This window comes from Mesorhizobium sp. M1338 (assembly GCF_040318045.1).
In the GTDB taxonomy this organism is placed as follows: Bacteria; Pseudomonadota; Alphaproteobacteria; order Rhizobiales; family Rhizobiaceae; genus Mesorhizobium.
The window spans coordinates 175,424-197,907 of sequence record NZ_JAMYLL010000003.1 but is presented as its reverse complement, the minus strand read 5'-3'; the positions used below and the strand labels follow the sequence as shown (position 1 = coordinate 197,907).

The window sequence follows — 22,484 nt, the reverse complement described above, 5'->3', positions numbered from 1 at the left end:
CTCAAAGCGCGTCGCGCTTTGAATTACTGTTTCTATGCATGTCGTTGTCCCAAAACCGCTGCGCACTTTTGGGCGACTTGCATCAAGCCGCCGGCTCGAATTTCAGCGCCACGCCGTTGATGCAATAGCGCAGGCCGGTCGGCGGCGGGCCGTCCTCGAAGACATGGCCGAGATGGCTGCCGCAGCGGGCGCAGTGGCATTCGGTGCGGACCATGCCGTAGCTGCGGTCGACAGTGTTCTCGACCGAGCCCGGCACCGGATCGTTGAAGCTCGGCCAGCCGGTGCCGCTCTCGAACTTCAGCTTGGATTCAAAAAGCGGCTGGTCACAGCCGACGCAGGAAAAGGTGCCGGCGCGCTTCTCGTAGAGCAAAGCGCAGCTTCCCGGCCGTTCGGTACCGTGGCCGCGCATGACGGCATATTGCTCCGGCGTCAGCCGGGCACGCCATTCGGCGTCGGTACGGGTTACGGGGTAGGTGCGGGTGTCCATTCGATCTCCTCAGCCTTACCGGCTCGCTGCTACAGCGCCGCGCGTCCATCGGACGCGCAAAGGGCGCTGTAGCACTTTTGGCTTTGCGCATGATCCTTTCCGAACCGGAGGTTCGGGGTCATGCGCGGATTGCAACCTCATATTCGCACCAACATAGGCATTTGTTACGCGTCTGCCCAGTTCCGAGAAGCCGGGCAAGGTTCAGTGCTTTCTTGAAAGCTGCTTCGTCGCGCCTTCGAGCCCGGCCAATGTCAACGGAAACATGCGGCCGCCGAAGATGTCGCGGATCATGGCGATCGAATGGGTAAAGCGCCAATTCTCAGGGTTTTCAGGATTGAGCCATACGGCGTTCGGCCATTGCTGCAGCAGGCGGCCGAGCCAGATGCCCCCGGCTTCCGGATTCCAGTGCTCGACCGAGCCACCGGGGTGAGCGATCTCGTAGGGGCTCATCGAGGCATCGCCGACGACGATCACCTTGTAGTCCGGCCCGTATTTGTGGATGAGGTCGAAGGTCGGAATCACCTCGGCATGCCTGCGGCGATTGTCCTTCCACACGCCTTCATAGAGGCAGTTGTGGAAGTAGAAATATTCGAGCTGGCGGAATTCGGCGCGGGCGGCCGAGAACAGCTCCTCGACGCTCTTGATGTGGTCGTCCATCGAGCCGCCGACATCGAAGAACATCAGCAGCTTCACGGCGTTGCGCCGTTCCGGCCGCGTCTGCACGTCGAGATAGCCATGTTCGGCCGTGGCGTGGATGGTGCCGGGCAGGTCGAACTCCTCCTCGGCGCCCTCGCGCACCCAGCGGCGCAGGCGCTTCAGCGCGATCTTGATGTTGCGGGTGCCGAGTTCGACCGCATCGTCGAAATTCCTGAACTCGCGCTTGTCCCAGACTTTGACCGCGCGGCGGTTGCGGCTTTCGTGCTGGCCGATGCGCACGCCTTCGGGATTGTAGCCATAGGCGCCGAAAGGCGAGGTGCCGCCGGTGCCGATCCATTTCGAGCCGCCCTGGTGGCGGCCTTTTTGCTCTTCGAGCCGCTGCTTCAAAGTCTCCATCAGCTTTTCGAAGCCGCCGAGCGCCTCGACCAGCTTTTTCTCTTCGTCGGTCAGGTGCTTTTCGGCAAGGCGGCGCAGCCATTCCTCGGGAATGTTCGCAACGTCGACCGCATCCGGTCCGCCCAGCGCTTCGATGCCCTTGAAGACATGCGCAAACACCTGGTCGAAGCGGTCGATATGGCGCTCGTCCTTCACCAGTGCGGTGCGGGCGAGGTAATAAAAGCCTTCGACGTCATAGTCGACCAGCCCGGCTTCCAGCCCCTCCAGCAGCGACAGATATTCCCGCAGCGAAACGGGAACGCGCGCTGCCTTCAGTTCGAGGAAGAAGGGGATGAACATCGTCGGTTATCTGTGGCCTTCGATCTTCTCTCGTGCGGCGCTTGCAATGAATGCGGAACGCGTCAGGCCACGTCGGCCTGCTTCTTCGTCGATCGCCGCCAGAAGACCGGCGTCGAGCGACAGATTGGCTCGGACGGGCCGGCCGGAGTCGATCAGCACCGGGATCATCACGGCGGATTCGCCGGCGGCAGTATCGAGTTCGTCTTGCAGGAGCAATTGCGCCACCGTACGCGAGACCGGTAACTGCAGATGTTTCGTCGCACGTGCTTCGACCCATTCGCGCACGGCGGAAGTCGCATCGGCAATGGCTTCTTCGGGGCTTGCGCCGCCGCCGTGGCAGCCGGGAAGATCAGGGACTCGCACCCCCCAGATGTCCTCTGCCCCATCGAGAATTCCGACATAATGCGTCATGCGGTCTGTCCTCAAATCCATGCAGCCAGTCGGGCGATCGACCGGGCGACACCGGGAGATTGTTCACGATGCCTAGGTACGATGATCATCACCTCTGGCCGTTCCGGATGCTCATACTTGTCGTGCTTGCCGCCGCCGACACTTATCCAGCCATCGCGCAAAAGCCTGATGACAATTTTGCGCGTATTGGTCTCGATCAACGGCATTACACACTCAGATCATGCGCAATATATTGCGCAATGGCGACCATTTCAATCTCCCACTTTCTTCACAATAGATCATACTCGATGAAGCCAGTTCGCCGCGCCACATGGTCGTAGAGCTTGCGCGCGGTGGTGTTGGTCTCGTGCGTCATCCAGTAGACGTTCTTGACGCCGATTTTCGCCGCTTCTTGTTGTACCGCCTTGATCAGCGCCGCGCCGATGCCTTTGCCGCGCACATCCGGGTCGGCAAACAGGTCCTGCAGATAGCAGTTGTTTTTTTCCGACCAGCCGGAGCGGTGGTAGAGATAGTGGGTGAGGCCGACCGCCTTGCCGTCGAGGGTGGCGATGAAGCCCTTCGGTTCGAACTCACTTTCCGTGAACAGCCGTCTCCAGGTGACGGCGTAGACCTCTTGCGGCAGCTTCGTCTCATAGAAGGTGAGGTAGTCGGTCCACAGCCGCCGCCAGTCGGCGTGGTCGGACCGCGCGAGCGGACGGACGACAATCTCAGACATTTCATCTCCTCCGAAGGTTCTGGCCGAACCTGCCTGCCTGTTCGGCTGTCGGCAACGGTCCACAGAAGGGAAAGCGCTGCTGCTGCTACCCTATTGCTGCCTTCGCGCCATGAAGGCCAGCCGTTCGAACAGGTGCACGTCCTGTTCGTTCTTCAACAGCGCGCCATGCAGCTTGGGCAGGGCGTTCTTCGGATCGGCGCGCAGATCCTCCGGCGCGATGTCGTCGGCGACCAGCAGGCGTATCCAGTCGAGCGCCTCGGAGGTCGAAGGCTTCTTCTTCAGCCCCGGCACACCGCGGATCTCGTAGAACTGGGTCAGCGCCGCTCGCACCAGATTCTGCTTGATGCCGGGATAGTGGACATCGACGATTTTGTGCAGCGTGTCGACGTCAGGAAAGCGAATGTAGTGGAAGAAGCAGCGGCGCAGGAAGGCGTCCGGCAGTTCCTTCTCGTTGTTGGAGGTGATGATGACGATCGGCCGGACCGCGGCGCGGATCGTCTCGCCGGTCTCGTAGACGAAGAACTCCATGCGATCGAGTTCCTGCAGCAAATCGTTGGGGAATTCGATGTCGGCCTTGTCGATCTCGTCGATCAAGAGCACGATCTTCTTGCCGGCCGCGAACGCCTCCCAAAGCTTGCCGCGCTTGATGTAGTTCCTGATGTCGTTGAACCTGATATCGCCAAGCTGGCTGTCGCGCAGGCGCGAGACGGCGTCATACTCGTAAAGACCTTGCTGCGCCCTGGTCGTCGACTTGACGTGCCATTCGATCAGGTCGAGGCCAAGTGCCGCCGCCACCTGGCGCGCCAGTTCCGTCTTGCCTGTTCCCGGCTCGCCCTTGACCAGCAAGGGCCGTTCCAGCGCGATCGCCGCGTTGACGGCCACCATCAGATCCTTGTCGGCGACATAGGCCGCCGTGCCTTCGAAACGCATTTTTGCTCCCTGGTTGCCATGACAACCGTAAGGAGGCGGACTTGCCAGTGCAAGGCACGGCGGCGAACGGCGCTGAACAGGGGTAACGGATTCGCAGAGAATAAAGTCGCCGGCAACGCTGTCTCTCTGGCGCTTGCCCGATGAGCAGCCTATATTGCAGATGACGGTCTGTGCTTCCCGGCAGGAGAACATTTTCCCCGGGGCCTTAACGATCCTTAGGGAGCTGTCCCTGGGAAGACCCGTGGGTTTTCTCACACGGCGCCCACCTACTTTGTAGGTTCCCGGGATCGCTCTCTCCACCGGTTGTGTGGACCGTCACTATTGCCTCGCGTCCACGCATTTCGGTGGATGATGCGGTGGAAACCGTCGCTCCCAACACTCCACCCAGCCCTGTCCTTTTCTACCTTGGCCGCATGACCTCTCCCAGAGACCTGAAAAAGCAGCTTCGCCGCGAGGCACTCGGGCGCCGCGACGCGCTCGATGAGTTCTGGCGGGTCGAGGTCGCGCTCGAAATGGCCGAGACGGCGCGCGATCACCTCCACATCGAGGCGGGCCAGATCGTTTCCGGCTTCTGGCCGATGCGTTCGGAAGTCGACGTCAGGCCGCTGATGTTTGCCTTGCGCGAGAAGGGCGCACGGCTTTGCCTGCCGGCCATTCTCGACAAGACCACCATCGTCTTTCGCGAGCTGGTGCGCGGCGCGCCGATGGTCGACATGGGTTTTGGTACGATCGGCCCGCATGAGGAAGCCGAGGTGCTCGACCCCTCGGTGATGCTGGTTCCGCTCGCCGCCTTCGATGCGCGCGGCCATCGCATCGGCTATGGCGCCGGCTACTACGACCGCGCTATCGCCAGGCTGATCGACAACGGACAGCCGCCGCGACTGATCGGCATCGCCTTTGATTGCCAAGAGGTGGCGCAGGTGCCGGATGAGGAGCATGACGTCATCATCGCGGAAATACTCACCGAGAGCGGGTTGCGCCGCTTCGTGCCAAAATTGTAGATAAATGGACGCATGATCTTCCACTGGCGTCATGCAACTTTTGCTTTGCTGACTTTCGGTGCGGGATCTTATGAGACTTCTCTTCCTCGGTGACATGGTTGGAAAAACGGGACGCACGGCGGTGTGGGAACAACTGCCGGGGCTGATCTCCGATTTCAAACTCGATTTCGTGATCGTCAACGGCGAGAATGCCGCCGGCGGCTTCGGCATTACCGAAGACATCTTTCGCGAGACGATCGCGGCCGGCGCCGATGTCGTCACCACCGGCAACCATGTCTGGGACCAGCGCGACGCTTTGGCCTTCGCGCCGCGCGAAGAGCGCTTCCTGCGCCCCTCCAACTTTCCCAAGGGCACGCCCGGACGCGGCTCCGGCGTCTACATCGCCAGGAGCGGCGCGCGCGTGCTGGTCGCCAACATCATGGGCCGCGTGTTCATGCATCCCGAGCTCGACGACCCGTTCCAGGCCGGCGAACGCGAGCTTGCCGCCTGCCCGCTCGGCGAGCAGGCGGACGCGGTGGTCATCGACTTCCACGCCGAGGCGACCTCGGAAAAGATGTGCTTCGCGCATTTCGTCGATGGCCGCGCCAGCCTCGTCATCGGGACCCACACCCACCAGCCGACCGGCGATCACCAGATCCTCAATGGCGGCACTGGCTATATGTCCGACGCCGGCATGTGCGGCGACTATGATTCCTCGCTCGGCATGGACAAGGAGGAACCGCTCAACCGGTTCCTGTCGAAGGTACCGAAAGGGCGCTTCGAGGCCGCGACCGGACCGGCGACATTGTGCGGCGTCGGCGTCGATATTTCCGACCGCACCGGGCTGACCGAGCGGATCGCGCCGTTTCGTCGCGGCCCACGGCTGGAGGAAACCGCGCCGTCCTTCTGGTCGTGACATTGATATAGGCGCGCTTAGTACCTAATTGCCGGCGACACTGCTCTAGATCGTTAAAAGAGGGGACGACCTCCATGCAGCTCATCGAATTCCTGGCGCCGCATTTTCAATTCGTGTCCGATCCAACAGCCTGGGTCGCGCTGCTGACGCTGGTGGTGCTCGAGATCGTCCTCGGCATCGACAATCTGATCTTCATCTCGATCCTGACCAACAAGCTGCCGCAAGCGCAAAGGGCCCGCGCCCGCCGGCTCGGCATTTCGGCGGCGCTGATCATGCGGCTGGTGCTGTTGGCCACCATTTCCATCATCGTCCAACTGACGACGCCGGTCTTTACGGCCCTCGGCCACGGCTTCTCCTGGCGCGACCTGATCCTGATCGCAGGCGGCCTGTTCCTGGTCTGGAAGGCGACCAAGGAGATCCATCACACGGTCGATCCCGACGACCACAGGGATACGATGCTGGGCGAGACGCTGCAGATCAGCCTTGCCGGCGCGATCTTCCAGATATTGCTGCTCGACCTCGTCTTCTCGATCGATTCGATCATCACCGCCGTCGGCATGACCGACGAGATTGCCATCATGTACATCGCCGTGATCGTCGCGGTGAGCGTGATGATGCTGGCGGCCGGACCGCTGGCGGATTTCATCGCCAGGAACCCGAGCATCGTCATGCTGGCGCTGGGCTTCCTTTTGATGATCGGCATGACGCTGATCGCCGACGGCATGGGTTACCATGTGCCGAAGGGTTATATTTACGCGGCGATGGGCTTTTCGGCGCTGGTCGAGGGGCTCAACATGCTGGCGCGGCGGCGCAAGAAGGCGAAGTCGGGCGGCGGGCACTGAGGAAACTAATTGGTCGGCACACTCTTCGGGTGACGGTCGCCGATCAGGCCGAGCGTCAGGCCTTGCTCCAGCCACGCCTTGGCGCCGGCCAGCACGAGGGTGAAGCCGCCGGTTGAATCGACGGCTTCTTTTACTTGCTGATCGCCGTTGCCGGCGAAGCCGAAATTGCGAACCTCCAGAAAGGTCGCGTCGCCTGGCATTTCCGTGAAGGTCCAGACCACCGTGGTCGGCGGATCGCTCCACCGACCGCGCCTTCCCGCCAGCCGCTCTCGGCGATGGTGACGAAGGTACCGCCATCGTCGAGCGGCTCGAAATTCATCTCGATGCGGGTCTTGTAGGCGGGCTTGCCGTCGGCGTCGGTGGCATCCCAGCGCAGCACGATGCGCCTGCACCGTGATGCTGCATCTCAAGGTGCTGGAGGAGGCCGACCTGATCGTCGCGCGGCGCGACGGACGCGAGCGCTGGAACCATCTCAACGCGCTGCCGATCAAGCAGATCCACGACCGCTGGATCAGCCAGTATGCAGGCCACGCGCTCAGCATTATCGACCGAAGTCGGATCTGGAGGCGTGAGCGATGGCGGCGACCCATGTCGTGCGTCCCCTACGCCGTGTGGCTGGACGAATTGAGCCGATTTATCTATAAGCCGGCCATTCCGACAGAGAACGCCGTGCTTCCACGAGTTGCACCTGGGACGCTCTGAAATTTTGAATTCGAGCATTGCGGAAGACGAAGGTGAGATCACCTCGCTTCGGGATGCTCTAGCCGAGAAGACGACAGGGGTGCCATGGCTGGCCATTCACAGTTCAAGAACATCATGCACCGCAAGGGCCGCCAGGATGCGGTGCGGTCGAAAATGTTCTCCAAGCTGGCGCGCGAAATCACCGTCGCCGCCAAGAGCGGGACGCCCGATCCATCGATGAACCCGCGCCTGCGCCTGGCGATCCAGAACGCAAAGGCGGTGTCGATGCCGAAAGACAACATCCAGCGCGCCGTCAACAAGGCCTCGATGGGTGACGCCGAAAATTACGAAGCCGTGCGTTATGAGGGCTATGGTCCAGGTGGCGTCGCCGTCATCGTCGAGGCCCTGACCGACAACCGCAACCGTTCGGCGTCGAACGTGCGCGCCGCCTTCACCAAGGCCGGCGGAGCGATGGGCGAAACCGGCTCGGTGTCGTTCATGTGGGACCGTGCCGGCGAGATCTACTATCCGGCAGCGGCCGGCAGCGCCGACAAGATCATGGATGCGGCGATCGAGGCCGGCGCCGATGATGTGGAGTCCGACGAAGAAGGCCACACGATCTATTGCGCCTTCGAAAATCTCGGCGAGGTATCGAAGGCGCTGGAAGGCGCGCTCGGCGAGGCCGAATCGGTGAAGCCGATCTGGCGGCCGCAAAACAATGTTCCGGTCGACGAGGAGCGGGCCCAGTCGCTGATGAAGCTGGTCGCCACGCTCGAGGATGACGACGACGTGCAAAGCGTCTACGCCAACTTCGAGGTCGATGACGAGACCATGGCAAAGCTCAGCGCGGCATGAGCGAAAAAGCGCTTCCCATCATCCGCATCACCTATTGCACGCAGTGCCAATGGCTGCTGCGTGCCAGCTGGATGGCGCAGGAGCTACTGTCGACCTTCGGCACCGATCTCGGCGAGGTGACGCTGGTGCCCGGCACCGGCGGCATCTTCACCATTTCCTGCAACGACACTCTGGTCTGGGACCGCAAGCGCGATGGCGGCTTTCCAGACGCAGCCAAACTCAAGCAGCTTGTGCGCGACGTCATCGATCCGGATCGCGATCTCGGCCATTCGGATCGGAAAACAAAGGCCTGAAGGTCGCCGGCACCGCCGTCATTTGGGCCGCAAGGCTCCGAAGGCGGCGCCTATGGCAATGCCCATAGCGATGCCGATTGGCAGATCATCCAGAGCGGCACCGATCGCCGTGCCGACACCAACTCCGATTGCCATGCCGAAGGCCATGTTTGAGTACTGATCCTTCAAAACGCATCTCGCAAACGATCGCCGTGAATTTCAAGCGCGGAGACACACTGTCGATCACCGGCGGCTCCGCGCGTTGTCGTCAACGCACAGCGAACCAGAAGGATGCCAATGCGGCTATGCCGCTGATGGTGCGGACATGGTTCCACATCACCCATTCATTGAGGTAGCGCGACCACAGGCTTGCGCCGCTGGCGCTTGCCGGATCGACGGCGGCGAGCGCATCGTTGAGCGGGACGTTGAAAACCATCGTCACCACCACGACGCCGATCAGATAGACCAGGCTGCCGGCAATCAGCCAGAGCGAACCCGGCTGGCTCCAGCCCATCACCGCGCCGGCACCGACAATGAGGCACGCAAGCGCCGTGCCGAACAACGCTGTCATGAACAGCGGCGTCACAGCCGTCACGTTGATCGAATTCATCGCGGCGATGCCGCCGGCGGCCGGCATGCGTGCGAGGCCCGGCACGACGAAGCTGGAAAAGGCGAAGAAGACGCCGCCGATGATTCCCGAGCCGATTGCGGCGACGAAGACGAGGATGGGTAGAAGTTTGGCAATCATGTCATTGCTCCAGATGCCTGTTGCGGGTTCTTCGGCATTTAAAATGTGACTAATCCTCACATTTGTAAAACGTGATAAACACTCGTATTTTCCTAGTCAAGCGATTTTTCCGGCACTGGAGTTAGCAATGGAAGACACGGCCGCGCGGATTTCCCCTCAGGAGCAGGTCGCTTCGCCGCGCCGGGCGCCGAGCCAGCAGCGCAGTCGCGAGCGGGTCGAGCGCATGCTCGCCGCCGCTTCGGCGCTGATTGCCGAGCAAGGCAGCGACGCCATGCGCATGGGTGAAGTGGCGGAGCGGGCAGGGGTATCGATCGGCTCACTCTACCAGTTCTTTCCGGACAAGCGGGCGATCATCTGGGCACTGGCCGAGCGCTACACCGCAGAGAGCCAGGCCTGCATCTCGGCCGCACTCGCCGGCGTCGGCGATGCCGAAGGCCTGAGCCAAGCGTTTTCGGAGCTGGTCGATATCTATTACCGGTTGTTCCTGGCCGAGCCGGTGATGCGCGACATCTGGTCGGGTACGCAGGCCGACAAGGCGCTGCGACAGCTCGAACTCGCCGACAGCCGGGCCAATGCGGAGTTTCTGTCCGCGGTGCTGAAACGGCTGCGACCGACGGCCGATCCGGTGGCGCTGGAAACGACGGCGTTCCTGGTCTGGCAGATGGGTGAAGCCGCCATGCGGCTGGCGATCTCGGTCGAGCGCCAGGAGGGCGACAGGCTGGTCGCCGCTTACAAGCGGATGGCGCTCAGGGAATTGCTGGCTGAATAGCAGGCGGAAAAGCGCGAGGATGAATGCTGCAACAAAAAACCCGCCACAAGGGCGGGTTTTCCGATCCGAGAAAGATTATCGCGCTTAGAGGCCGAAACCTTCGAAACGCTTCTTGAACTTCGACAGGCGGCCGCCGCGGTCGAGCAGGGTCTGCTGGCCGCCGGTCCAGGCCGGGTGGGTGGTCGGGTCAATATCGAGGTTCATCGTATCGCCTTCCTTGCCCCAGGTCGAACGGGTCGTGTATTCGGTGCCGTCGGTCATGACGACCTTGATGGTGTGGTAATCGGGATGAATGTCGGTCTTCATGGTTCGGTTCCTGGCTTGCCGGCGCTGCTGACGGGCATGAGCCTGCGTCGATGCGCCCCTTTTTAAAACTCGAAGCCGCAGCTATTGAGGAGCCACGGCTTCTAAAACGGTCGGCGAGCCTATACATCAGCCGGAATTGAATCACAAGGCCGCGGCAAGCGCATATTGAAGCGCATGCCTCAAGGGCGGCTAGAGGAAACACTGGGATGGCGCAAATCAGCAGCGCAGACGAGCGCCGGCGCTCGCTCAAGCCGCTCGGGCGCCTGTTTCCGTACATCACGCACTATCGCACGCTGGTCATCGGCGCCATCATCTCACTGGTCATCGCCGCGACAACGACCTTGGCGCTGCCGCTGGCGGTACGGCGCATGATCGATCATGGGTTCTCGTCGGCCAACACCATTTTCATCGCCGAATATTTCGCCGCGCTGGTGGCGATGGCCGCGCTGCTGGCGGCGGCATCGGCCGGCCGCTACTATTTCGTCATCACGCTCGGCGAACGCGTCGTCGCCGACATCCGCCGTGATGTCTTTGCTCATGTGACGACGCTGTCCCCTTCCTTCTTCGATACCGCCCAGTCGGGCGAGATCGTGTCGCGGCTCGCCGCCGACACGACGCAGGTCAAGTCGGCGGTCGGGGCGACGGCCTCGGTCGCGCTGCGCAACGTCATCCTTGGCCTCGGCGCGGTGGGGATGATGGTAATCACCAGCCCGAAACTGTCCGGCCTCGTCATTGCCGTCATTCCCGTCATCGTGCTGCCGCTGGTCGCCTTCGGCCGTTCGGTGCGACGCAAGTCCCGACAGGCGCAGGATACGCTGGCCGATGCCACAGCCTATGCGAGCGAACAGATCGGCGCGGTGCGCACGCTGCAGGCCTTCACCAACGAGAAGCTGGTCACCGGCCATTTCTCCGCCGCGGTGGAAGCCGCTTTCGAGGCGGCGCGCGCCTCGATCTTCGCGCGCTCCTTCCTCACTTTCTTTGCCATTTTCACCATCTTCTCGTCGGTCGTGGCGGTGCTGTGGTTCGGCTCGCGCGACGTGCTCGAAGGCTCGATAACGCCGGGCACGCTCGGTCAGTTCCTGCTCTATTCGGTGTTCGCCGCCGGCGCGCTGGGCGCGCTGTCGGAGGTGTGGGGCGAGCTTGCGCAAGCGGCGGGTGCCGCCGAACGGCTGACCGAGATCCTGGCCGAGAAACCGGCGATCCATGCTCCGGCAGATCCGAAGCCACTGCCCGCGGTCGCAAAAGGCGAGATAGTCTTCGACAATGTCTCCTTCTCCTACCCGGCACGGCCCGATCGCGCCGCCGTGCACGGTTTGAGCTTTCAGGTCATGCCCGGGGAAACGGTGGCGATCGTTGGGCCGTCAGGGGCCGGCAAGAGCACGGTGTTTTCGCTGATCCTGCGCTTCTACGATCCCGAAACAGGCAAGATCCTGATCGATGGCATCGACGTGCGCGAGGCCGATCCCGTTTCGGTCCGCCAGCGCATCGCCATCGTGCCGCAGGACGTCACCATCTTCGCCGCCACCGCGCGCGACAATATCGGCTTCGGCCGGCCGGGCGCCAGCAAGGCCGAGATCGACACGGCGGCGAAGGACGCGCTGGCCGACGAATTCATCCTCAGGCTGGAAAAAGGCTATGACAGCCAGGTCGGCGAACGCGGCGTGACGCTGTCCGGCGGCCAGCGCCAGCGGGTGGCGATCGCCCGCGCCATCCTGCGCGACGCGCCGATCCTGCTGCTCGACGAAGCCACCTCGGCGCTAGACGCCGAAAGCGAGACGCTGGTGCAGATGGCGCTGGAACGCCTGATGCAGGGCCGCACCACCATCGTCATCGCCCACCGGCTGGCAACCGTGTTGAAGGCCGACAGGATCCTGGTCATGGATGGTGGCTCGATCGTCGAGGAAGGCACGCATCAGAGCCTTGTCGCCAAGGGCGGCATTTATGCGCGCTTGGCCAAGCTGCAGTTCGAAACCGGCGCCAGCGCCTTCAAGGGGGCGGCGGAGTAGTTCAAGCTGTCTGCAATCTTGAAGTGGCGGCCGCCCTACGCGGCTCCATAGCGCTGCTTCAGATGGTTCACGAAATAGGTGGCGTTGAGCTTTTCGCCGGTGGCGCGTTCGAGCAGGTCCGGCGTCGACCAGCATGATCCCTGCGACCAGATTTTTTGGCGGCGCCAGTCGTTGATCGCCTCGAAATTACCTTTGGCAAGATCCTCGTCGGCTAAAGGATGTTCCCGCGTCAGCGCCGCCCATTGCTGCGCCGCCATCATCGCGCCCAGCGTATAGGAGGGGAAGTAGCCGAAGGCGGCGCCCGGCCAATGCACGTCCTGCATAGGCCCGTCGGCGGGGTTGTCGATGGTGGAGAGACCAAGATAGTCGCGCATCTTGGCGTCCCAGGCTTCGGGCAGGTCGGCCACCTCCAGCCGGCCCGAGACGAGGTCCTGTTCCAGTTCGTAGCGCAGGATGACATGCAGGGGATAGGTCACCTCGTCGGCATCGACACGGATCAGGCCGCGCTCGACGCGATGCACATGCGGCAGGATGTCGTCGAGCGACCAGGCTTCGCCGAGATGCTTTTCGACCACCGGCAGCGCCCAGCGCCAGAAGGCCGGGTTGCGGCCGAGCTGCTTCTCGACGAACAGGCTCTGGCTTTCATGCACGGCCATGCCGCGCGCCTTGCCGAGCGGCCAGTGCGACCATGCCTTCGGCAGGTTCTGTTCGTAGAGCGCATGGCCGGTCTCGTGCAGCACGCCCATCAGCGCCGACAGGAAATCAGACGTCTTGTAGCGGGTGGTGATGCGCACGTCGCTCGGCACGCCACCGCAGAAAGGATGGTGCGACACCGATAGCGACCCGTGTGTCAGGTCGAAGCCGACCGCCGCCATCATGGCGAGGCCGAGCTCGCGCTGCCGGTCGATCGCATAGGTGCCCGACAGCGGCTTCAACGGGCGCTTACGCAGCCGCGTTTCCTGGATCGCAAGCGCCTCCGGCACAAAGCTTTTCAGGAAAGCCTTCAGATCGGTGAACACAGGCGTGATGTCGGCGGTGCGGTTGCCGGGATCGTATTGCTCCATCAGCGCGTCATAGGGGGCAAGGCCGAGCACGTCGGCACGCAGCGCCGCCTCCTCGCGCACCAGCGTCACCACGCCCTCCAGCGCCGGCTGGAAGCCCGCCCAGTCGTTCTTGGCGCGCAAGTCGCGCCACAGCTGCTCGCAACGCATGCGCGCGGTCGTCTGGCGTTCGACGAATTCGACCGGCAGGCAGGTCAGATTGGTGTATTGCCGCCGCAGTTCCGCGACAGCAGCCCGTTGCTCCTCACCGAGCGCTTCGCCTTCGGCCGCGGCGATCCAGTCCGCTATCTCCGGCGCCGTTGCCCTGGTGTGATACATGCCGGCCAGTGCCGACATCGCCTCGGCGCGCTTCTCGCCACCGCCGACAGCCATGTGGGTGGCTTCGTCGGCGCCGAGGATGGCCAGCGCATGCTCGAGCGCTTCGAGCTTGTGGCCGAGGTCATCGAGTTTCTGAAAGGACATGGCGGCTTCCGTGATTGAGGACGGCGCGAAAAGATACCAACACAAAGACGTTTGCAACCCTCAGGCACGGTGCGGGGGACGCGTCTTGCGCAGGTGCGGTCATGCGTGAAATGCTGCCGGCAACAATTGAGGGGGAACAACATGATCGGCAACATCCTGGTGGGACTGGTGGCCTTGATCCATATCTACATCGTCTACCTCGAAATGGTGCTGTGGGACACGCCGCGCGGACGCAAGGCTTTCAATCTGACACCCGAATTCGCCAGCGCCTCGAAGGTGCTCGCCGCCAATCAGGGGCTCTACAATGGTTTCCTCGCAGCCGGCCTGATCTGGGGACTTTACCTCGGTGCGGCCGGTCTCCAGGTCAAGGTTTTCTTCCTGTTGTGCGTAACCATTGCCGGCCTCTATGGCGCGGCAACGGTCGGCCGCAAGATCCTGTTCATCCAGACCGTGCCGGCGGTAGTTGCCCTGATCGCGGTCTGGCTTGGCTGGTAGGAAGCTGGGGTGGTAAAAAAAGCCCGCGGGATTGGCCCCCCGAGGGCGTCAGGCGGCCCCTTCCTCTTGGACCGTTTCAGGCGCTGTGGCCTCAGCCGTTCGGGTAGTTGCCGCCGTGATGATGGATCAACGTTCGGTGAGCTTCAGTTCAATGCGCCGGTTCTTGTTGCGCGCCTCTTCGGTGTCGGCGGGATCGAGCGGCTGGAACTCGCCGAAACCGGCGGCGACGAGCCGGTTGGCCGGCACGCCATTCTCGATCAAGAATTTTACCACCGAGGTCGAACGCGCCGTCGACAACTCCCAATTGTCGCGGTAGCGGCCGGTGCCGGAAAGCGGCTTGTTGTCGGTATGGCCGTCGACGCGCAGCACCCAGTTGATCTCGGGCGGGATTTCCTTCTGCAGCTCGATGATGGCGTCGGCGAGCTTCTTCATCTCGACCTTGCCGGCATCGTTGATCACCTCGGAGCCGGTCGGGAACAGCACTTCCGACTGGAAGACGAAGCGGTCGCCGACGATGCGGATGTTCTCGCGGTCGGCGAGGATTTCGCGCAAACGGCCGAAGAAATCGGAGCGGTAGCGGTTCAATTCCTGCACGCGCTGCGCCAGTGCGACGTTCAGGCGGCGGCCGAGATCGGCTATCTTGGTGTTGGAATCGCGGTCACGGGTTTCGGAGACGTTGAGCGCATCCTCGAGCGCGCCGATCTGCTTGCGCAAAGCCGCGATCTGCTGGTTGAGGATCTCGACCTGGCTCAGCGCCTGCTGACTGATCTGGCGCTGGTTGTCGAGTTCGCCGCCCAGCGCCGCGGCGCGCTGGTTGGCGGCGTCGCCGGCACCCGCACCTTGCGCCAGCAATTGTTCGAGCCGGCTCTTTTCCGCTTCAGCCGCCGACAGCGACGCCTGCAGATTGGCCAGCGAGTCATCCTTGTCCTGCGTTGACGAGCGCTCCAGCGCCAGAAGCTGGGTCAATTCGTTGATCTGCGAGTTGAGGCGCGTGAGCGCCGTATCCTTGCCTGAGAGTTCGCGGCCGAGCAGGAACTGCGCCAGAACGAAGACGGTGAGCAGGAACATGATGGCCAGCAGCAGCGTCGACAGCGCGTCGACGAAGCCCGGCCAATAGTCGATGCGGCGATCGGTGCGCCGGCCCCTGGCAAGTGCCACGTCAATGCACCCCTGGCTTCTTCAGGGCGTCGGCGATCTTTTCCAGCGTGTTGCGCATCGCCTTCTGCTCGTCGGACTGGGCCTCGACCCAGTCGCGCATGATCTGCTGTTCCGAGCGCATGTTCTTGACCAGGCCGGAAATGCCGTCGGCGAGATTGGCCATGGCGGTGGCGACGCGCGGATTGGAGCCGCCGCCATTCTCCTGCATGCTGCGCAGTCTTTCCGACAGGACCCGGATCTCGTCCGAGGATTCGGTCTTGGCCGGGTCGGCGACGACAATGTCGGACGACAGGTCCGTAACCGAGGACAGCCAGTTTTCCAGTTCGGTGTAGAAGCGCGTCTGGGCACGGCCGGCCTGCAGGTCGAGGAAGCCGAGCACCAGGGAGCCGGACAGGCCGAACAGCGAGGACGAGAAGGCCGTGCCCATGCCGGCCAGCGGCGCGGACAGCCCTTGCTTCAGCGAATCGAGCACCGCCGCGGCGTCACCGGTGCCCGGGTCGAGCGATTCGATGGTCTCGCGGATCGAGCCGATGGTGTTCAACAGGCCCCAGAAGGTGCCGAGCAGGCCTAGGAACACCAGCAGGCCGACGAGGTAGCGCGAGGTGTCGCGGCTTTCGTCGAGGCGCGTGGCGATGGAATCGAGCATCGTGCGCATCGAACTGGTCGAGAATGCCGTGGCCGAGGAGCGGCCGATCATCGCCTTCATTGGCGCCAGCAGCACCGGTTCGGTGGTCTCCGAGCCGGCCCGGAAGGAGTTGACCCACCGAACTTCGCGAAACAGCCGGCCGACTTGGGCGAAGGCCAAGAGGATGCCGACCACCAGGACGCCCACGATCAGCCCGTTGAGGCCGGGATTGCTGCCAAAGGCGGTCGAGATCTGCCGGGTCAGGATGGCTGCGATGAAGGCGACGATGACCAGGAAGATCATCATGGTCAGCAGGAAGACCTGCGGGCTTGAGAGTTTGTGCGGGTCGTAGATCAGGACGTCAGAGCGTCTGCCCATGCCGAAGGATTTGAGAAAAGCCATCCGTGCCCCGTTTCCGATGCCGCCGCCGATCACGTAAACCGCGACTCTAAACGGAATTGTGACCAAATTGAATGGCGCTTGGCAAGATTGACGCGTCGACTCTGTGTCAGAGCCGATTGATGACCAGACAGTCGACCATGGCGGCCAGATGCAGGCCGGCGCCGGTGACGACGAAACCGTGCCACAGCGCATTGTGGAAGCGCAGCCCCTTCCAGGCGAAGAAGACGACGCCGCAGGAGTAGACGATGCCGCCGGCGACGATGAGGGCGATCGATGTCGTCGGCAGCGTCTGGACCAGCGGCTTGACCAGGATGATGCCGCTCCAGCCGATGGCGAGATAGAAGCCGATGGCCAGCCGGTCGAAACGGCCGGGAAAAAATACCTTGACGGCAATGCCCAGCACCGCCGCGGTCCAGACCAGGACAATCATCCAGCGCGCCAACGGCGAGCCTTCGAGCTGGGCCAGGAAAGGCGTGTAGGTCGCGGCGATCAGCAGATAGATCGCGGCGTGATCGAAACGCCGCAAGACCCATTTCGCCGGCGACGACACTGGCCACAGATTGTAGGTCATCGACACCGACAGCACGGTAAGCAGCGAGACCACATAGAAGGCGGCGGCAATGTATTCGCCCGGCCCGACACGAAAGGCCGACAGCGCCAGCAATGCCGAACCGACCGATATCGCCAGCACGATGCCGACCGCGTGGACGATGCCGTCAGCGATCATCTCGGCGCGCGAATAGTGCCAGCGTCCGATGAATGGGATGTCGGGGGTGGGATTGATGTCGTTCACTGCCGGGTTTCCTGCGCCGAGCGCTCCAATTTGGACGCTCGCCGGGCAGTATTTCAAGTCTTGTTTGCGGTTTTACGACTGCGGCGCTTCAGCGCGGCATGCCTTCAACGCGGCTTGGCTGTCAACGAGAGGAGAGCGGCTTCTTCACGGCCTTCAGCAGGGCTCGCTGGATGATCTCGTTGCCGGCGACAACCGAGCCGTTGTCGAGCATGTCCTGGCCGCCATCCATGTCGGAGACAAAGCCGCCCGCCTCGCGGATCAGAAGCAGCCCGGCGGCGATATCCCAGGGGGACAGGCCCGTTTCCCAGAACCCGTCCATGCGGCCGGCGGCGATATAGGCAAGGTCGAGCGAGGCGGAGCCCATGCGGCGGACGCCGGAGACTTCGGCCATGACATTGCGCAGCTCGACGAGGAAATTGCCGTGATGACCACGGCCGAGATGCGGCATGCCGCAGCCGATCACCGTGTCGACCAGTTTGATGCGTCCGGCGACGCGCAAGCGGCGGTCGTTCATGAAGGCGCCGCCGCCGCGTTCGCAGGTGTAGAGCTCGTCCATCGCCGGGTTGTAGATGACGCCGGCAACGATCTGCCCCTGGCGTTCCAACGCGATCGAAACGGCAAAGAGCGGGATGCCGTGCAGGAAATTGGTGGTGCCGTCGAGCGGGTCGACGATCCAGCGATGCTGGGCGTCGTCACCCTCGACCGCGCCGCGCTCTTCCATCAGGAACGAATAGCCCGGCCGTGCCTTGGACAGCTCGGCAAAGAGGATGTCCTCGGCCTTGCGGTCGGCCTGGCTGACGTAATCGCCGGGGCCTTTCATCGAGACCTGCAGGTTCTGCACCTCGCCGAAGTCGCGCGATAGCGAGCGGCCGGCTTTCATTGCGGCCTGGACCATGACGTTGAGAAGGGCTGAGCGTGCCATAGTGGTTCTTCCTGCTGCTGCGTGTCAGTCCGCGCGGCGCACGTAAGTGATTTCGTTGGTGTCGACGATGATGCGCTCGCCGGCGCCGATGAATGGCGGCACCAGCACGCGGATGCCGTTTTCCAGGATCGCGGGCTTGTAGGACGATGCCGCCGTCTGGCCCTTCACCACCGGGTCGGCCTCGGTGATGGTCAGCGTCACATAGTCGGGCAGCGATATGCCGATCGGCCTCTCTTCGTAGAGCTGAACCGTCACCATCATGCCGTCCTGCAGGAAGGCGGCGCGATCGCCGACGAAGTCCTTGTTCAATTCGAGCTGCTCGTAGCTCTGGGTGTCCATGAACACCAGCGCGTCTTCCTGCGCGTAGAGAAAGGAAAAATCCTTCAGGTCGAGCCGGATCTGCTCGACCGTCTCGGCCGAGCGGAAGCGCTCGTTGAGCTTGGTGCCGTTGATGAGGTTCTTCAGTTCGACCTGGTTGTAGGCGCCGCCCTTGCCGGGCTTGACGGTGTTGGTCCTGACCGCCACCCAAAGGCCGCCATCATGCTCGATGACATAGCCGGGACGGATTTCGTTGCCATTGATCTTGGCCATGATGAGGTGATCCGGAATGATACCAACGGCCTGGCTGTTGGTATGGGGTGTTCGCTGGGAAAGCGATTTCGGCTCCCAAGACCACAAATCGTCAGAAGAGGCAAGGGAGCGCCAAGTCGGCAACGAACCGGAGAGGCGGTTACGGCAGGCGGTTCGCCTTCTGCAATGCCTGCTTGGTCTCGTCGTCGCTCAACCCTTGCAGGAAGTCGTCCATCTGCGGATCGATGAGGCCGGCGCGGCGGGCAACGATGTACCAAGCGCCGGCGAGGACAAGGTCCGGATCGGTGCCGATGCCTTGCATATAGAGTTTTGCCAGGCGGTTCTCGGCGGCGACATTGCCGCCTTCCGCCGCCTGTTTCGTCCAGCCGAAGGCGGATTTCAGGTCGCGCGCACCGCCGCGGCCTTCGATCATCCAGGCGGCGAGGTCGATCTGCGCGGTGTCGTAGTTCTGTCGTGCCGCCTGCGCCAGCAGTCGCCTTGCCTGCGCATCGTCACGCGGCCTGCCGCCGACTCCATTGGCGTAGATCTGCGACATCGCATACTGCGCGTCGGCAAGGCCCGTCGCGGCGGCGCGCTCATAGTAGGAGACCGCCTTCGCGATGCCGGCGTCGCCGGGGTCCTGCTGAACCAGCATCTGCGCGAAATTGAATTGCGCCAGCCGGTTGCCGGCTTCGGCGGCGGCCTGCATCAACGCATAGGCCTCCTTTTCGTCCTTCTTCACGTAGCGGCCGTCAAGCAGCATCAGGGCGTACTGGAACTGCGCTTCGGGCACGCCCTGCTCGGCGGCCAGCGCGTACCATTTCGCCGCCTCAGCCGAATTGAGCGGCACACCAAGCCCGCGCGACAGGATCTCGGCGACGAGCGTCTGCGCCGCCGGATCGCCGTTTTGCGCCCGGAGCAGCGCCAGATTGTAGGCCGTCTTGTAGAGCCCGCGCTGGAAGGCGCCATAGGCCGCGTCGGCGGGTTTTGCGCCGAAGCGGTCAGGGTTGATGGTGTCGGCCGACGGCAGCGGCGCGGGCTCGGCCGTGGTGGCGGGCTGCGGCAGCGGCTTGTCGATCGGCTTGTCGGTGTGAATGCCGATTTCCGGCTTGGGCCGCGGGATGGTCTCCGCGGCCGCTGCCTGGACCATCAGCGCCGCAAGCAGAGCCTGGAGGGGAAGCCTCGCCGAGGGCACGTCAGTCCTCGAAGCGAGGCGCGGTCTCGTCGAGCAGCGCGTTGGCGCTGGCGACCGCTGTCTTGGGATCGGTGCCGTCGGCGAACACAGCGCTCGACAGCGCCACGAATTCGGCACCCGTGGCGCCTACCGCTTCGACCGAGGCGATGTCGGATCCGGCCATGACGATGCACGGGATCTGGATCATATCCGCCCACCATCTGCCGAGCGACAGGTTGCGCGGGTGCGGTTCGGGTTTGTTGTCGTAACCGAAGCGGCCGAAGAAGATGTAGTCGGGCCGTGTCTCGCCGAGTTCGAGCGCGTTGTCACGCGTTTTGGCGCCGCCGGTGCCGACCATCATCCTTGCCTGGAAATGCTCGATCGTCTCGGCCAGCTCGGCCTTGGAGACCTCGACATGGATGCCGTCGGCCTGGACGCGGCCGGCTATGCGGGTGTCGCCGGCGATAATAACGGCCGCGCCGGCGGCTTGCGCTGCCGGCACGATCTGTTCGGCGAAAGCCTGGAAGGAGGCCTCATCCATGCCGTTTTCGGGAAGGATCAGCGAAGCGACGTCGCCGCCTTCGAATGCGGCGGCGATACGGGCCGCCGGCACGCCGGGCGGCGCGATCAGCACTATGCGACAGCGGTTGGGGGGCGTTGCGTCATTCATGGTTCTTCGGGTCCCGCGTTTCGCCTATGCCGGGCGAAGATGGTTGGATTGCGGCATAGAGCAAAGTGCCCGCTTTGAACAGGCGGGCAGCCGGGATCGCGATATTGGCCCGCCGGACGCCGGCGGACCGCTTTACCTGATCGGGTGTGGGCTTGCGACGGGCGTTTTCGACCTCCACAGCGTCCAGCCGAGATTCATGCCGGCGGCGGCGATCAGGATGGCGGTGGCGCCGACGACCTGGCTCAGATGCAGCCGATGGCCGAAGGCGACGACATCGACCAGGATGGCGACCACCGGGTAGATGAAGGACAGCGACCCCTGCAGATGCGTCGGCAGCTTCTGGATGGCGCCATACATCAAAATGTACATCAGGCCGGTGTGGACGATGCCGAGCGTCGCCAGCATGGTCCAGCTCCACGCATCGGCCGGAAGCTGCGAAAAATTGGCGAACGGCGCCAGCATGAGGACGCCGACGCAGACCTGGATCAGTGCGATCAGGTGCGGCGGCGTGCCCTTGAGCTTCTTGGTGACGATGGCGGCAACGGCCCAGAAGAAAGCCGCGCCCAACGCCATGACGATGCCGGTAAAATAGTCCGTGCCGGGCATGCCGGCATTGGCGCCGGCGTCGGGGGCCGACTGTACGATCAGCACCATCCCGGCGAAGGCGATGGCCAGCCAGGTCAGCTTGGTCAGGGTCAGCCGCTCGCCGAAGAAGAGCGCGCCGAAGCCGACCAGCATGAAGGGCTGCGTGTTGTAGACAGCCGTGGCGATCGAGATCGACGCACGGGAGAAAGCGCTGAACAGCAAAAGCCAGTTGACGACGATGGCGACCCCGCCGAGCACGGCGATGCCGATGATGCGCGGCGACAGCCTGTTGCGCAGCAAGCCCAGGACGGTGCAGATGATGAGCAGCGTCAGCGCGCCGAACGCGCAGCGCCAGAACACCACATCCATGATAGGCTGGCCGGACAGGATGACGAACCATCCGATCGTTCCCAGGATCGCCATCGCGGCCGACATTTCGACCGTGCCACGCACTGTATCGTTCATAACAAACCTCCGTATCGGTTAAGCCGTTATAATCTCATGCCGTAACGCGGCTTTCTATCGAATGAGAAAGGAGGTATGGGTAAGACACCTAATTATATTAGGCTCTGGTTCCAAATCAGCGGGAAATGTAAAATGCTGGACGATCTCGACCGAAATCTCCTCGAAATCCTGGTCAAGGATGCACGGACGTCGCTGAAGGAGCTGGCCGCCCAGGTCGGGCTGTCCTCGCCAAGCGTTTCGGAGCGGCTTCGGCGGCTCGAGGAACGCGGCGTCATCCGGGCGTTCACCGTCGAAATCGATCCGCTGGCGCTCGGCTATACGTTGCAGGCGATCGTGCGCATCCGGCCTCTGCCGGGCAAGCTGCACATCGTCCAGAAGCTGATCGAGGAGATCCCCGAATTCGGCGAATGCGACAAGGTGACGGGCGATGACTGTTTCGTCGCCCGTCTGTTCGTGCGTTCGATCGGCGATCTTGACGGGATTTTGGACCGCATCGCCGACAAGGCCGAGACCAGCACCGCCATCATCAAGGCGCAGCCGATCCGGCGGCGGCCGCCGCCGCTCGATGCAACCGCGTCTCGGGACAGGGCAAAGGTCTTGCAGGCATCTTGAACCGGACTAACCCCGGCCGGCTTTCGGAAGCCTGAATCGAAGGATCTCGAGCGGCCAGTGTTCCTGCTGGTCTCGGCCCGCTGATAGGCAGCGCCTGCCATTGGCGGCGCGCAGGAGCCACGTTCATATTTGCTGTCGCTCCGCCCGGGATTCTGGGTTATTCAAGCACCGACACGCTTT

27 protein-coding genes, 1 other RNA gene and 3 pseudogenes are annotated in these 22,484 nt (G+C 63.1%); 11 read left to right on the top strand and 20 right to left on the bottom strand.

The window, feature by feature from the left end; genetic code table 11:
- Window positions 1-82: 82 nt before the first annotated feature.
- The 6 genes from msrB to NKH19_RS04820 all read right to left on the bottom strand — a co-directional run bounded on the left by msrB (window position 83) and on the right by NKH19_RS04820 (window position 3,935).
- Window positions 83-487 (bottom strand): peptide-methionine (R)-S-oxide reductase MsrB, encoded by a 405-nt coding sequence (msrB, locus tag NKH19_RS04845; protein WP_352864945.1) that lies wholly within the window; start codon window positions 485-487, stop codon window positions 83-85.
- A 201-nt stretch (window positions 488-688) separates the two neighbouring features.
- Entirely contained in the window at window positions 689-1,879 is a 1,191-nt protein-coding gene (locus tag NKH19_RS04840) for a vWA domain-containing protein (RefSeq protein ID WP_352864942.1), read from the bottom strand.
- 6 nt (window positions 1,880-1,885) lie between these two features.
- Window positions 1,886-2,290 carry a type II toxin-antitoxin system HicB family antitoxin gene (locus tag NKH19_RS04835; protein ID WP_023758609.1) on the bottom strand — a complete coding sequence of 135 codons (405 nt, stop codon included), beginning with the start codon at window positions 2,288-2,290 and terminating at the stop codon, window positions 1,886-1,888.
- A gap of 11 nt (window positions 2,291-2,301) precedes the next feature.
- Window positions 2,302-2,496: a type II toxin-antitoxin system HicA family toxin gene (locus NKH19_RS04830; protein ID WP_352864939.1), complete on the bottom strand. Its 195-nt coding sequence runs from the start codon at window positions 2,494-2,496 to the stop codon at window positions 2,302-2,304.
- A gap of 62 nt (window positions 2,497-2,558) precedes the next feature.
- Window positions 2,559-3,005 (bottom strand): GNAT family N-acetyltransferase, encoded by a 447-nt coding sequence (locus tag NKH19_RS04825; protein WP_352864937.1) that lies wholly within the window; start codon window positions 3,003-3,005, stop codon window positions 2,559-2,561.
- 90 nt (window positions 3,006-3,095) lie between these two features.
- Window positions 3,096-3,935 carry an AAA family ATPase gene (locus tag NKH19_RS04820; protein ID WP_352864935.1) on the bottom strand — a complete coding sequence of 280 codons (840 nt, stop codon included), beginning with the start codon at window positions 3,933-3,935 and terminating at the stop codon, window positions 3,096-3,098.
- A gap of 162 nt (window positions 3,936-4,097) precedes the next feature.
- Between NKH19_RS04820 and ssrS the strand changes: the two genes are divergently transcribed.
- The 4 genes from ssrS to NKH19_RS04800 all read left to right on the top strand — a co-directional run bounded on the left by ssrS (window position 4,098) and on the right by NKH19_RS04800 (window position 6,673).
- Window positions 4,098-4,253: non-coding RNA, 6S RNA (ssrS, locus tag NKH19_RS04815), on the top strand.
- Between the two features lie 95 nt (window positions 4,254-4,348).
- Window positions 4,349-4,936: a 5-formyltetrahydrofolate cyclo-ligase gene (locus tag NKH19_RS04810; RefSeq protein ID WP_352865129.1), complete on the top strand. Its 588-nt coding sequence runs from the start codon at window positions 4,349-4,351 to the stop codon at window positions 4,934-4,936.
- Window positions 4,937-5,006: 70 nt separating this feature from the next.
- Entirely contained in the window at window positions 5,007-5,831 is an 825-nt protein-coding gene (locus NKH19_RS04805) for a TIGR00282 family metallophosphoesterase (protein ID WP_352631978.1), read from the top strand.
- Between the two features lie 74 nt (window positions 5,832-5,905).
- Window positions 5,906-6,673 carry a TerC family protein gene (locus NKH19_RS04800; protein WP_352864933.1) on the top strand — a complete coding sequence of 256 codons (768 nt, stop codon included), beginning with the start codon at window positions 5,906-5,908 and terminating at the stop codon, window positions 6,671-6,673.
- Window positions 6,674-6,678: 5 nt separating this feature from the next.
- Here the strand turns inward: NKH19_RS04800 and NKH19_RS04795 are convergent.
- Together NKH19_RS04795 and NKH19_RS04790 are read right to left on the bottom strand one after the other, a co-directional pair.
- Window positions 6,679-6,918, bottom strand: a pseudogene (locus NKH19_RS04795) (SRPBCC family protein); the annotation flags it as partial.
- A pseudogene (locus tag NKH19_RS04790) lies at window positions 6,915-7,061 on the bottom strand (SRPBCC domain-containing protein); the annotation flags it as partial. The pseudogenes NKH19_RS04790 and NKH19_RS04795, both read right to left, overlap by 4 nt.
- Between NKH19_RS04790 and NKH19_RS04785 the strand changes: the two are divergent.
- The 3 genes and pseudogenes from NKH19_RS04785 to NKH19_RS04775 all read left to right on the top strand — a co-directional run.
- Window positions 7,061-7,225, top strand: a pseudogene (locus tag NKH19_RS04785) (ArsR/SmtB family transcription factor); the annotation flags it as partial. The pseudogenes NKH19_RS04790 and NKH19_RS04785 overlap by 1 nt on opposite strands.
- A 234-nt stretch (window positions 7,226-7,459) precedes the next feature.
- On the top strand, window positions 7,460-8,209 hold the full coding sequence (locus NKH19_RS04780) for a YebC/PmpR family DNA-binding transcriptional regulator (protein WP_352864930.1): 750 nt from the start codon (window positions 7,460-7,462) through the stop codon (window positions 8,207-8,209).
- A complete protein-coding gene (locus tag NKH19_RS04775) occupies window positions 8,206-8,502 on the top strand; it encodes an Rdx family protein (RefSeq protein ID WP_352864928.1) in 297 nt (98 codons plus the stop codon). The genes NKH19_RS04780 and NKH19_RS04775 overlap by 4 nt, the downstream gene beginning before the upstream one ends.
- An 18-nt stretch (window positions 8,503-8,520) precedes the next feature.
- On the opposite strand, the gene NKH19_RS04770 is transcribed toward NKH19_RS04775, so the two are convergent.
- Complete coding sequence (locus NKH19_RS04770) at window positions 8,521-8,670, bottom strand: glycine zipper domain-containing protein (protein WP_502910880.1); 150 nt, start codon at window positions 8,668-8,670, stop codon at window positions 8,521-8,523.
- 79 nt (window positions 8,671-8,749) lie between these two features.
- Entirely contained in the window at window positions 8,750-9,229 is a 480-nt protein-coding gene (locus tag NKH19_RS04765) for an anthrone oxygenase family protein (RefSeq protein WP_352864926.1), read from the bottom strand.
- Window positions 9,230-9,356: 127 nt separating this feature from the next.
- Here NKH19_RS04765 and NKH19_RS04760 point away from each other — a divergent pair, with 127 nt between their 5' ends.
- Complete coding sequence (locus NKH19_RS04760; RefSeq protein ID WP_352864924.1) at window positions 9,357-9,998, top strand: TetR family transcriptional regulator; 642 nt, start codon at window positions 9,357-9,359, stop codon at window positions 9,996-9,998.
- Between the two features lie 84 nt (window positions 9,999-10,082).
- On the opposite strand, the gene rpmE is transcribed toward NKH19_RS04760, so the two are convergent.
- The gene (rpmE, locus tag NKH19_RS04755; RefSeq protein WP_023800009.1) at window positions 10,083-10,304 is read right to left on the bottom strand and encodes a 50S ribosomal protein L31; all 222 of its coding nucleotides are present in this window, start codon (window positions 10,302-10,304) and stop codon (window positions 10,083-10,085) included.
- A gap of 206 nt (window positions 10,305-10,510) precedes the next feature.
- Here rpmE and NKH19_RS04750 point away from each other — a divergent pair, with 206 nt between their 5' ends.
- Window positions 10,511-12,310 carry an ABC transporter transmembrane domain-containing protein gene (locus NKH19_RS04750; protein ID WP_352864922.1) on the top strand — a complete coding sequence of 600 codons (1,800 nt, stop codon included), beginning with the start codon at window positions 10,511-10,513 and terminating at the stop codon, window positions 12,308-12,310.
- Window positions 12,311-12,345: 35 nt separating this feature from the next.
- On the opposite strand, the gene NKH19_RS04745 is transcribed toward NKH19_RS04750, so the two are convergent.
- Entirely contained in the window at window positions 12,346-13,833 is a 1,488-nt protein-coding gene (locus NKH19_RS04745) for a carboxypeptidase M32 (RefSeq protein WP_352864920.1), read from the bottom strand.
- 141 nt (window positions 13,834-13,974) lie between these two features.
- Here NKH19_RS04745 and NKH19_RS04740 point away from each other — a divergent pair, with 141 nt between their 5' ends.
- Window positions 13,975-14,328, top strand: a complete 354-nt coding sequence (locus NKH19_RS04740) for a DUF1304 domain-containing protein (RefSeq protein ID WP_352864918.1) — start codon at window positions 13,975-13,977, stop codon at window positions 14,326-14,328.
- A gap of 126 nt (window positions 14,329-14,454) precedes the next feature.
- Here the strand turns inward: NKH19_RS04740 and NKH19_RS04735 are convergent, their stop codons facing one another.
- The 8 genes from NKH19_RS04735 to NKH19_RS04700 all read right to left on the bottom strand — a co-directional run bounded on the left by NKH19_RS04735 (window position 14,455) and on the right by NKH19_RS04700 (window position 21,692).
- Complete coding sequence (locus NKH19_RS04735) at window positions 14,455-15,486, bottom strand: peptidoglycan -binding protein (RefSeq protein WP_352864916.1); 1,032 nt, start codon at window positions 15,484-15,486, stop codon at window positions 14,455-14,457.
- A 1-nt stretch (window position 15,487) separates the two neighbouring features.
- Window positions 15,488-16,513 carry a MotA/TolQ/ExbB proton channel family protein gene (locus NKH19_RS04730; protein ID WP_352864914.1) on the bottom strand — a complete coding sequence of 342 codons (1,026 nt, stop codon included), beginning with the start codon at window positions 16,511-16,513 and terminating at the stop codon, window positions 15,488-15,490.
- 106 nt (window positions 16,514-16,619) lie between these two features.
- The gene (gene trhA, locus NKH19_RS04725) at window positions 16,620-17,306 is read right to left on the bottom strand and encodes a PAQR family membrane homeostasis protein TrhA (RefSeq protein ID WP_352864912.1); all 687 of its coding nucleotides are present in this window, start codon (window positions 17,304-17,306) and stop codon (window positions 16,620-16,622) included.
- A gap of 121 nt (window positions 17,307-17,427) precedes the next feature.
- Window positions 17,428-18,228: an inositol monophosphatase family protein gene (locus NKH19_RS04720; RefSeq protein ID WP_352864910.1), complete on the bottom strand. Its 801-nt coding sequence runs from the start codon at window positions 18,226-18,228 to the stop codon at window positions 17,428-17,430.
- A gap of 24 nt (window positions 18,229-18,252) precedes the next feature.
- The gene (gene efp / locus NKH19_RS04715) at window positions 18,253-18,819 is read right to left on the bottom strand and encodes an elongation factor P (RefSeq protein ID WP_013529127.1); all 567 of its coding nucleotides are present in this window, start codon (window positions 18,817-18,819) and stop codon (window positions 18,253-18,255) included.
- A gap of 139 nt (window positions 18,820-18,958) precedes the next feature.
- On the bottom strand, window positions 18,959-19,993 hold the full coding sequence (locus NKH19_RS04710; RefSeq protein WP_352864908.1) for a tetratricopeptide repeat protein: 1,035 nt from the start codon (window positions 19,991-19,993) through the stop codon (window positions 18,959-18,961).
- A 1-nt stretch (window position 19,994) separates the two neighbouring features.
- Entirely contained in the window at window positions 19,995-20,642 is a 648-nt protein-coding gene (locus NKH19_RS04705) for a thiamine phosphate synthase (RefSeq protein WP_352864906.1), read from the bottom strand.
- A gap of 132 nt (window positions 20,643-20,774) precedes the next feature.
- Window positions 20,775-21,692: a DMT family transporter gene (locus tag NKH19_RS04700; RefSeq protein WP_352864903.1), complete on the bottom strand. Its 918-nt coding sequence runs from the start codon at window positions 21,690-21,692 to the stop codon at window positions 20,775-20,777.
- A 132-nt stretch (window positions 21,693-21,824) separates the two neighbouring features.
- Here NKH19_RS04700 and NKH19_RS04695 point away from each other — a divergent pair, with 132 nt between their 5' ends.
- Window positions 21,825-22,304 carry an Lrp/AsnC family transcriptional regulator gene (locus NKH19_RS04695; RefSeq protein WP_127268483.1) on the top strand — a complete coding sequence of 160 codons (480 nt, stop codon included), beginning with the start codon at window positions 21,825-21,827 and terminating at the stop codon, window positions 22,302-22,304.
- The last annotated feature ends 180 nt before the right edge of the window (window positions 22,305-22,484 follow it).

Excerpts from the sequence above, each read along its gene's own strand:
- msrB (WP_352864945.1), bottom strand. The coding sequence starts at position 487 with ATGGACACCCGCACCTACCCCGTAACCCGTACCGACGCCGAATGGCGT.
- NKH19_RS04840 (WP_352864942.1), bottom strand. The coding sequence starts at position 1,879 with ATGTTCATCCCCTTCTTCCTCGAACTGAAGGCAGCGCGCGTTCCCGTT.
- NKH19_RS04835 (WP_023758609.1), bottom strand. The coding sequence starts at position 2,290 with ATGACGCATTATGTCGGAATTCTCGATGGGGCAGAGGACATCTGGGGG.
- NKH19_RS04830 (WP_352864939.1), bottom strand. The coding sequence starts at position 2,496 with ATGCCGTTGATCGAGACCAATACGCGCAAAATTGTCATCAGGCTTTTG.
- NKH19_RS04825 (WP_352864937.1), bottom strand. The coding sequence starts at position 3,005 with ATGTCTGAGATTGTCGTCCGTCCGCTCGCGCGGTCCGACCACGCCGAC.
- NKH19_RS04820 (WP_352864935.1), bottom strand. The coding sequence starts at position 3,935 with ATGCGTTTCGAAGGCACGGCGGCCTATGTCGCCGACAAGGATCTGATG.
- NKH19_RS04810 (WP_352865129.1), top strand. The coding sequence starts at position 4,349 with ATGACCTCTCCCAGAGACCTGAAAAAGCAGCTTCGCCGCGAGGCACTC.
- NKH19_RS04805 (WP_352631978.1), top strand. The coding sequence starts at position 5,007 with ATGAGACTTCTCTTCCTCGGTGACATGGTTGGAAAAACGGGACGCACG.
- NKH19_RS04800 (WP_352864933.1), top strand. The coding sequence starts at position 5,906 with ATGCAGCTCATCGAATTCCTGGCGCCGCATTTTCAATTCGTGTCCGAT.
- NKH19_RS04780 (WP_352864930.1), top strand. The coding sequence starts at position 7,460 with ATGGCTGGCCATTCACAGTTCAAGAACATCATGCACCGCAAGGGCCGC.
- NKH19_RS04775 (WP_352864928.1), top strand. The coding sequence starts at position 8,206 with ATGAGCGAAAAAGCGCTTCCCATCATCCGCATCACCTATTGCACGCAG.
- NKH19_RS04765 (WP_352864926.1), bottom strand. The coding sequence starts at position 9,229 with ATGATTGCCAAACTTCTACCCATCCTCGTCTTCGTCGCCGCAATCGGC.
- NKH19_RS04760 (WP_352864924.1), top strand. The coding sequence starts at position 9,357 with ATGGAAGACACGGCCGCGCGGATTTCCCCTCAGGAGCAGGTCGCTTCG.
- rpmE (WP_023800009.1), bottom strand. The coding sequence starts at position 10,304 with ATGAAGACCGACATTCATCCCGATTACCACACCATCAAGGTCGTCATG.
- NKH19_RS04750 (WP_352864922.1), top strand. The coding sequence starts at position 10,511 with ATGGCGCAAATCAGCAGCGCAGACGAGCGCCGGCGCTCGCTCAAGCCG.
- NKH19_RS04745 (WP_352864920.1), bottom strand. The coding sequence starts at position 13,833 with ATGTCCTTTCAGAAACTCGATGACCTCGGCCACAAGCTCGAAGCGCTC.
- NKH19_RS04740 (WP_352864918.1), top strand. The coding sequence starts at position 13,975 with ATGATCGGCAACATCCTGGTGGGACTGGTGGCCTTGATCCATATCTAC.
- NKH19_RS04730 (WP_352864914.1), bottom strand. The coding sequence starts at position 16,513 with ATGGCTTTTCTCAAATCCTTCGGCATGGGCAGACGCTCTGACGTCCTG.
- NKH19_RS04720 (WP_352864910.1), bottom strand. The coding sequence starts at position 18,228 with ATGGCACGCTCAGCCCTTCTCAACGTCATGGTCCAGGCCGCAATGAAA.
- efp (WP_013529127.1), bottom strand. The coding sequence starts at position 18,819 with ATGGCCAAGATCAATGGCAACGAAATCCGTCCCGGCTATGTCATCGAG.
- NKH19_RS04705 (WP_352864906.1), bottom strand. The coding sequence starts at position 20,642 with ATGAATGACGCAACGCCCCCCAACCGCTGTCGCATAGTGCTGATCGCG.
- NKH19_RS04700 (WP_352864903.1), bottom strand. The coding sequence starts at position 21,692 with ATGAACGATACAGTGCGTGGCACGGTCGAAATGTCGGCCGCGATGGCG.
- NKH19_RS04695 (WP_127268483.1), top strand. The coding sequence starts at position 21,825 with ATGCTGGACGATCTCGACCGAAATCTCCTCGAAATCCTGGTCAAGGAT.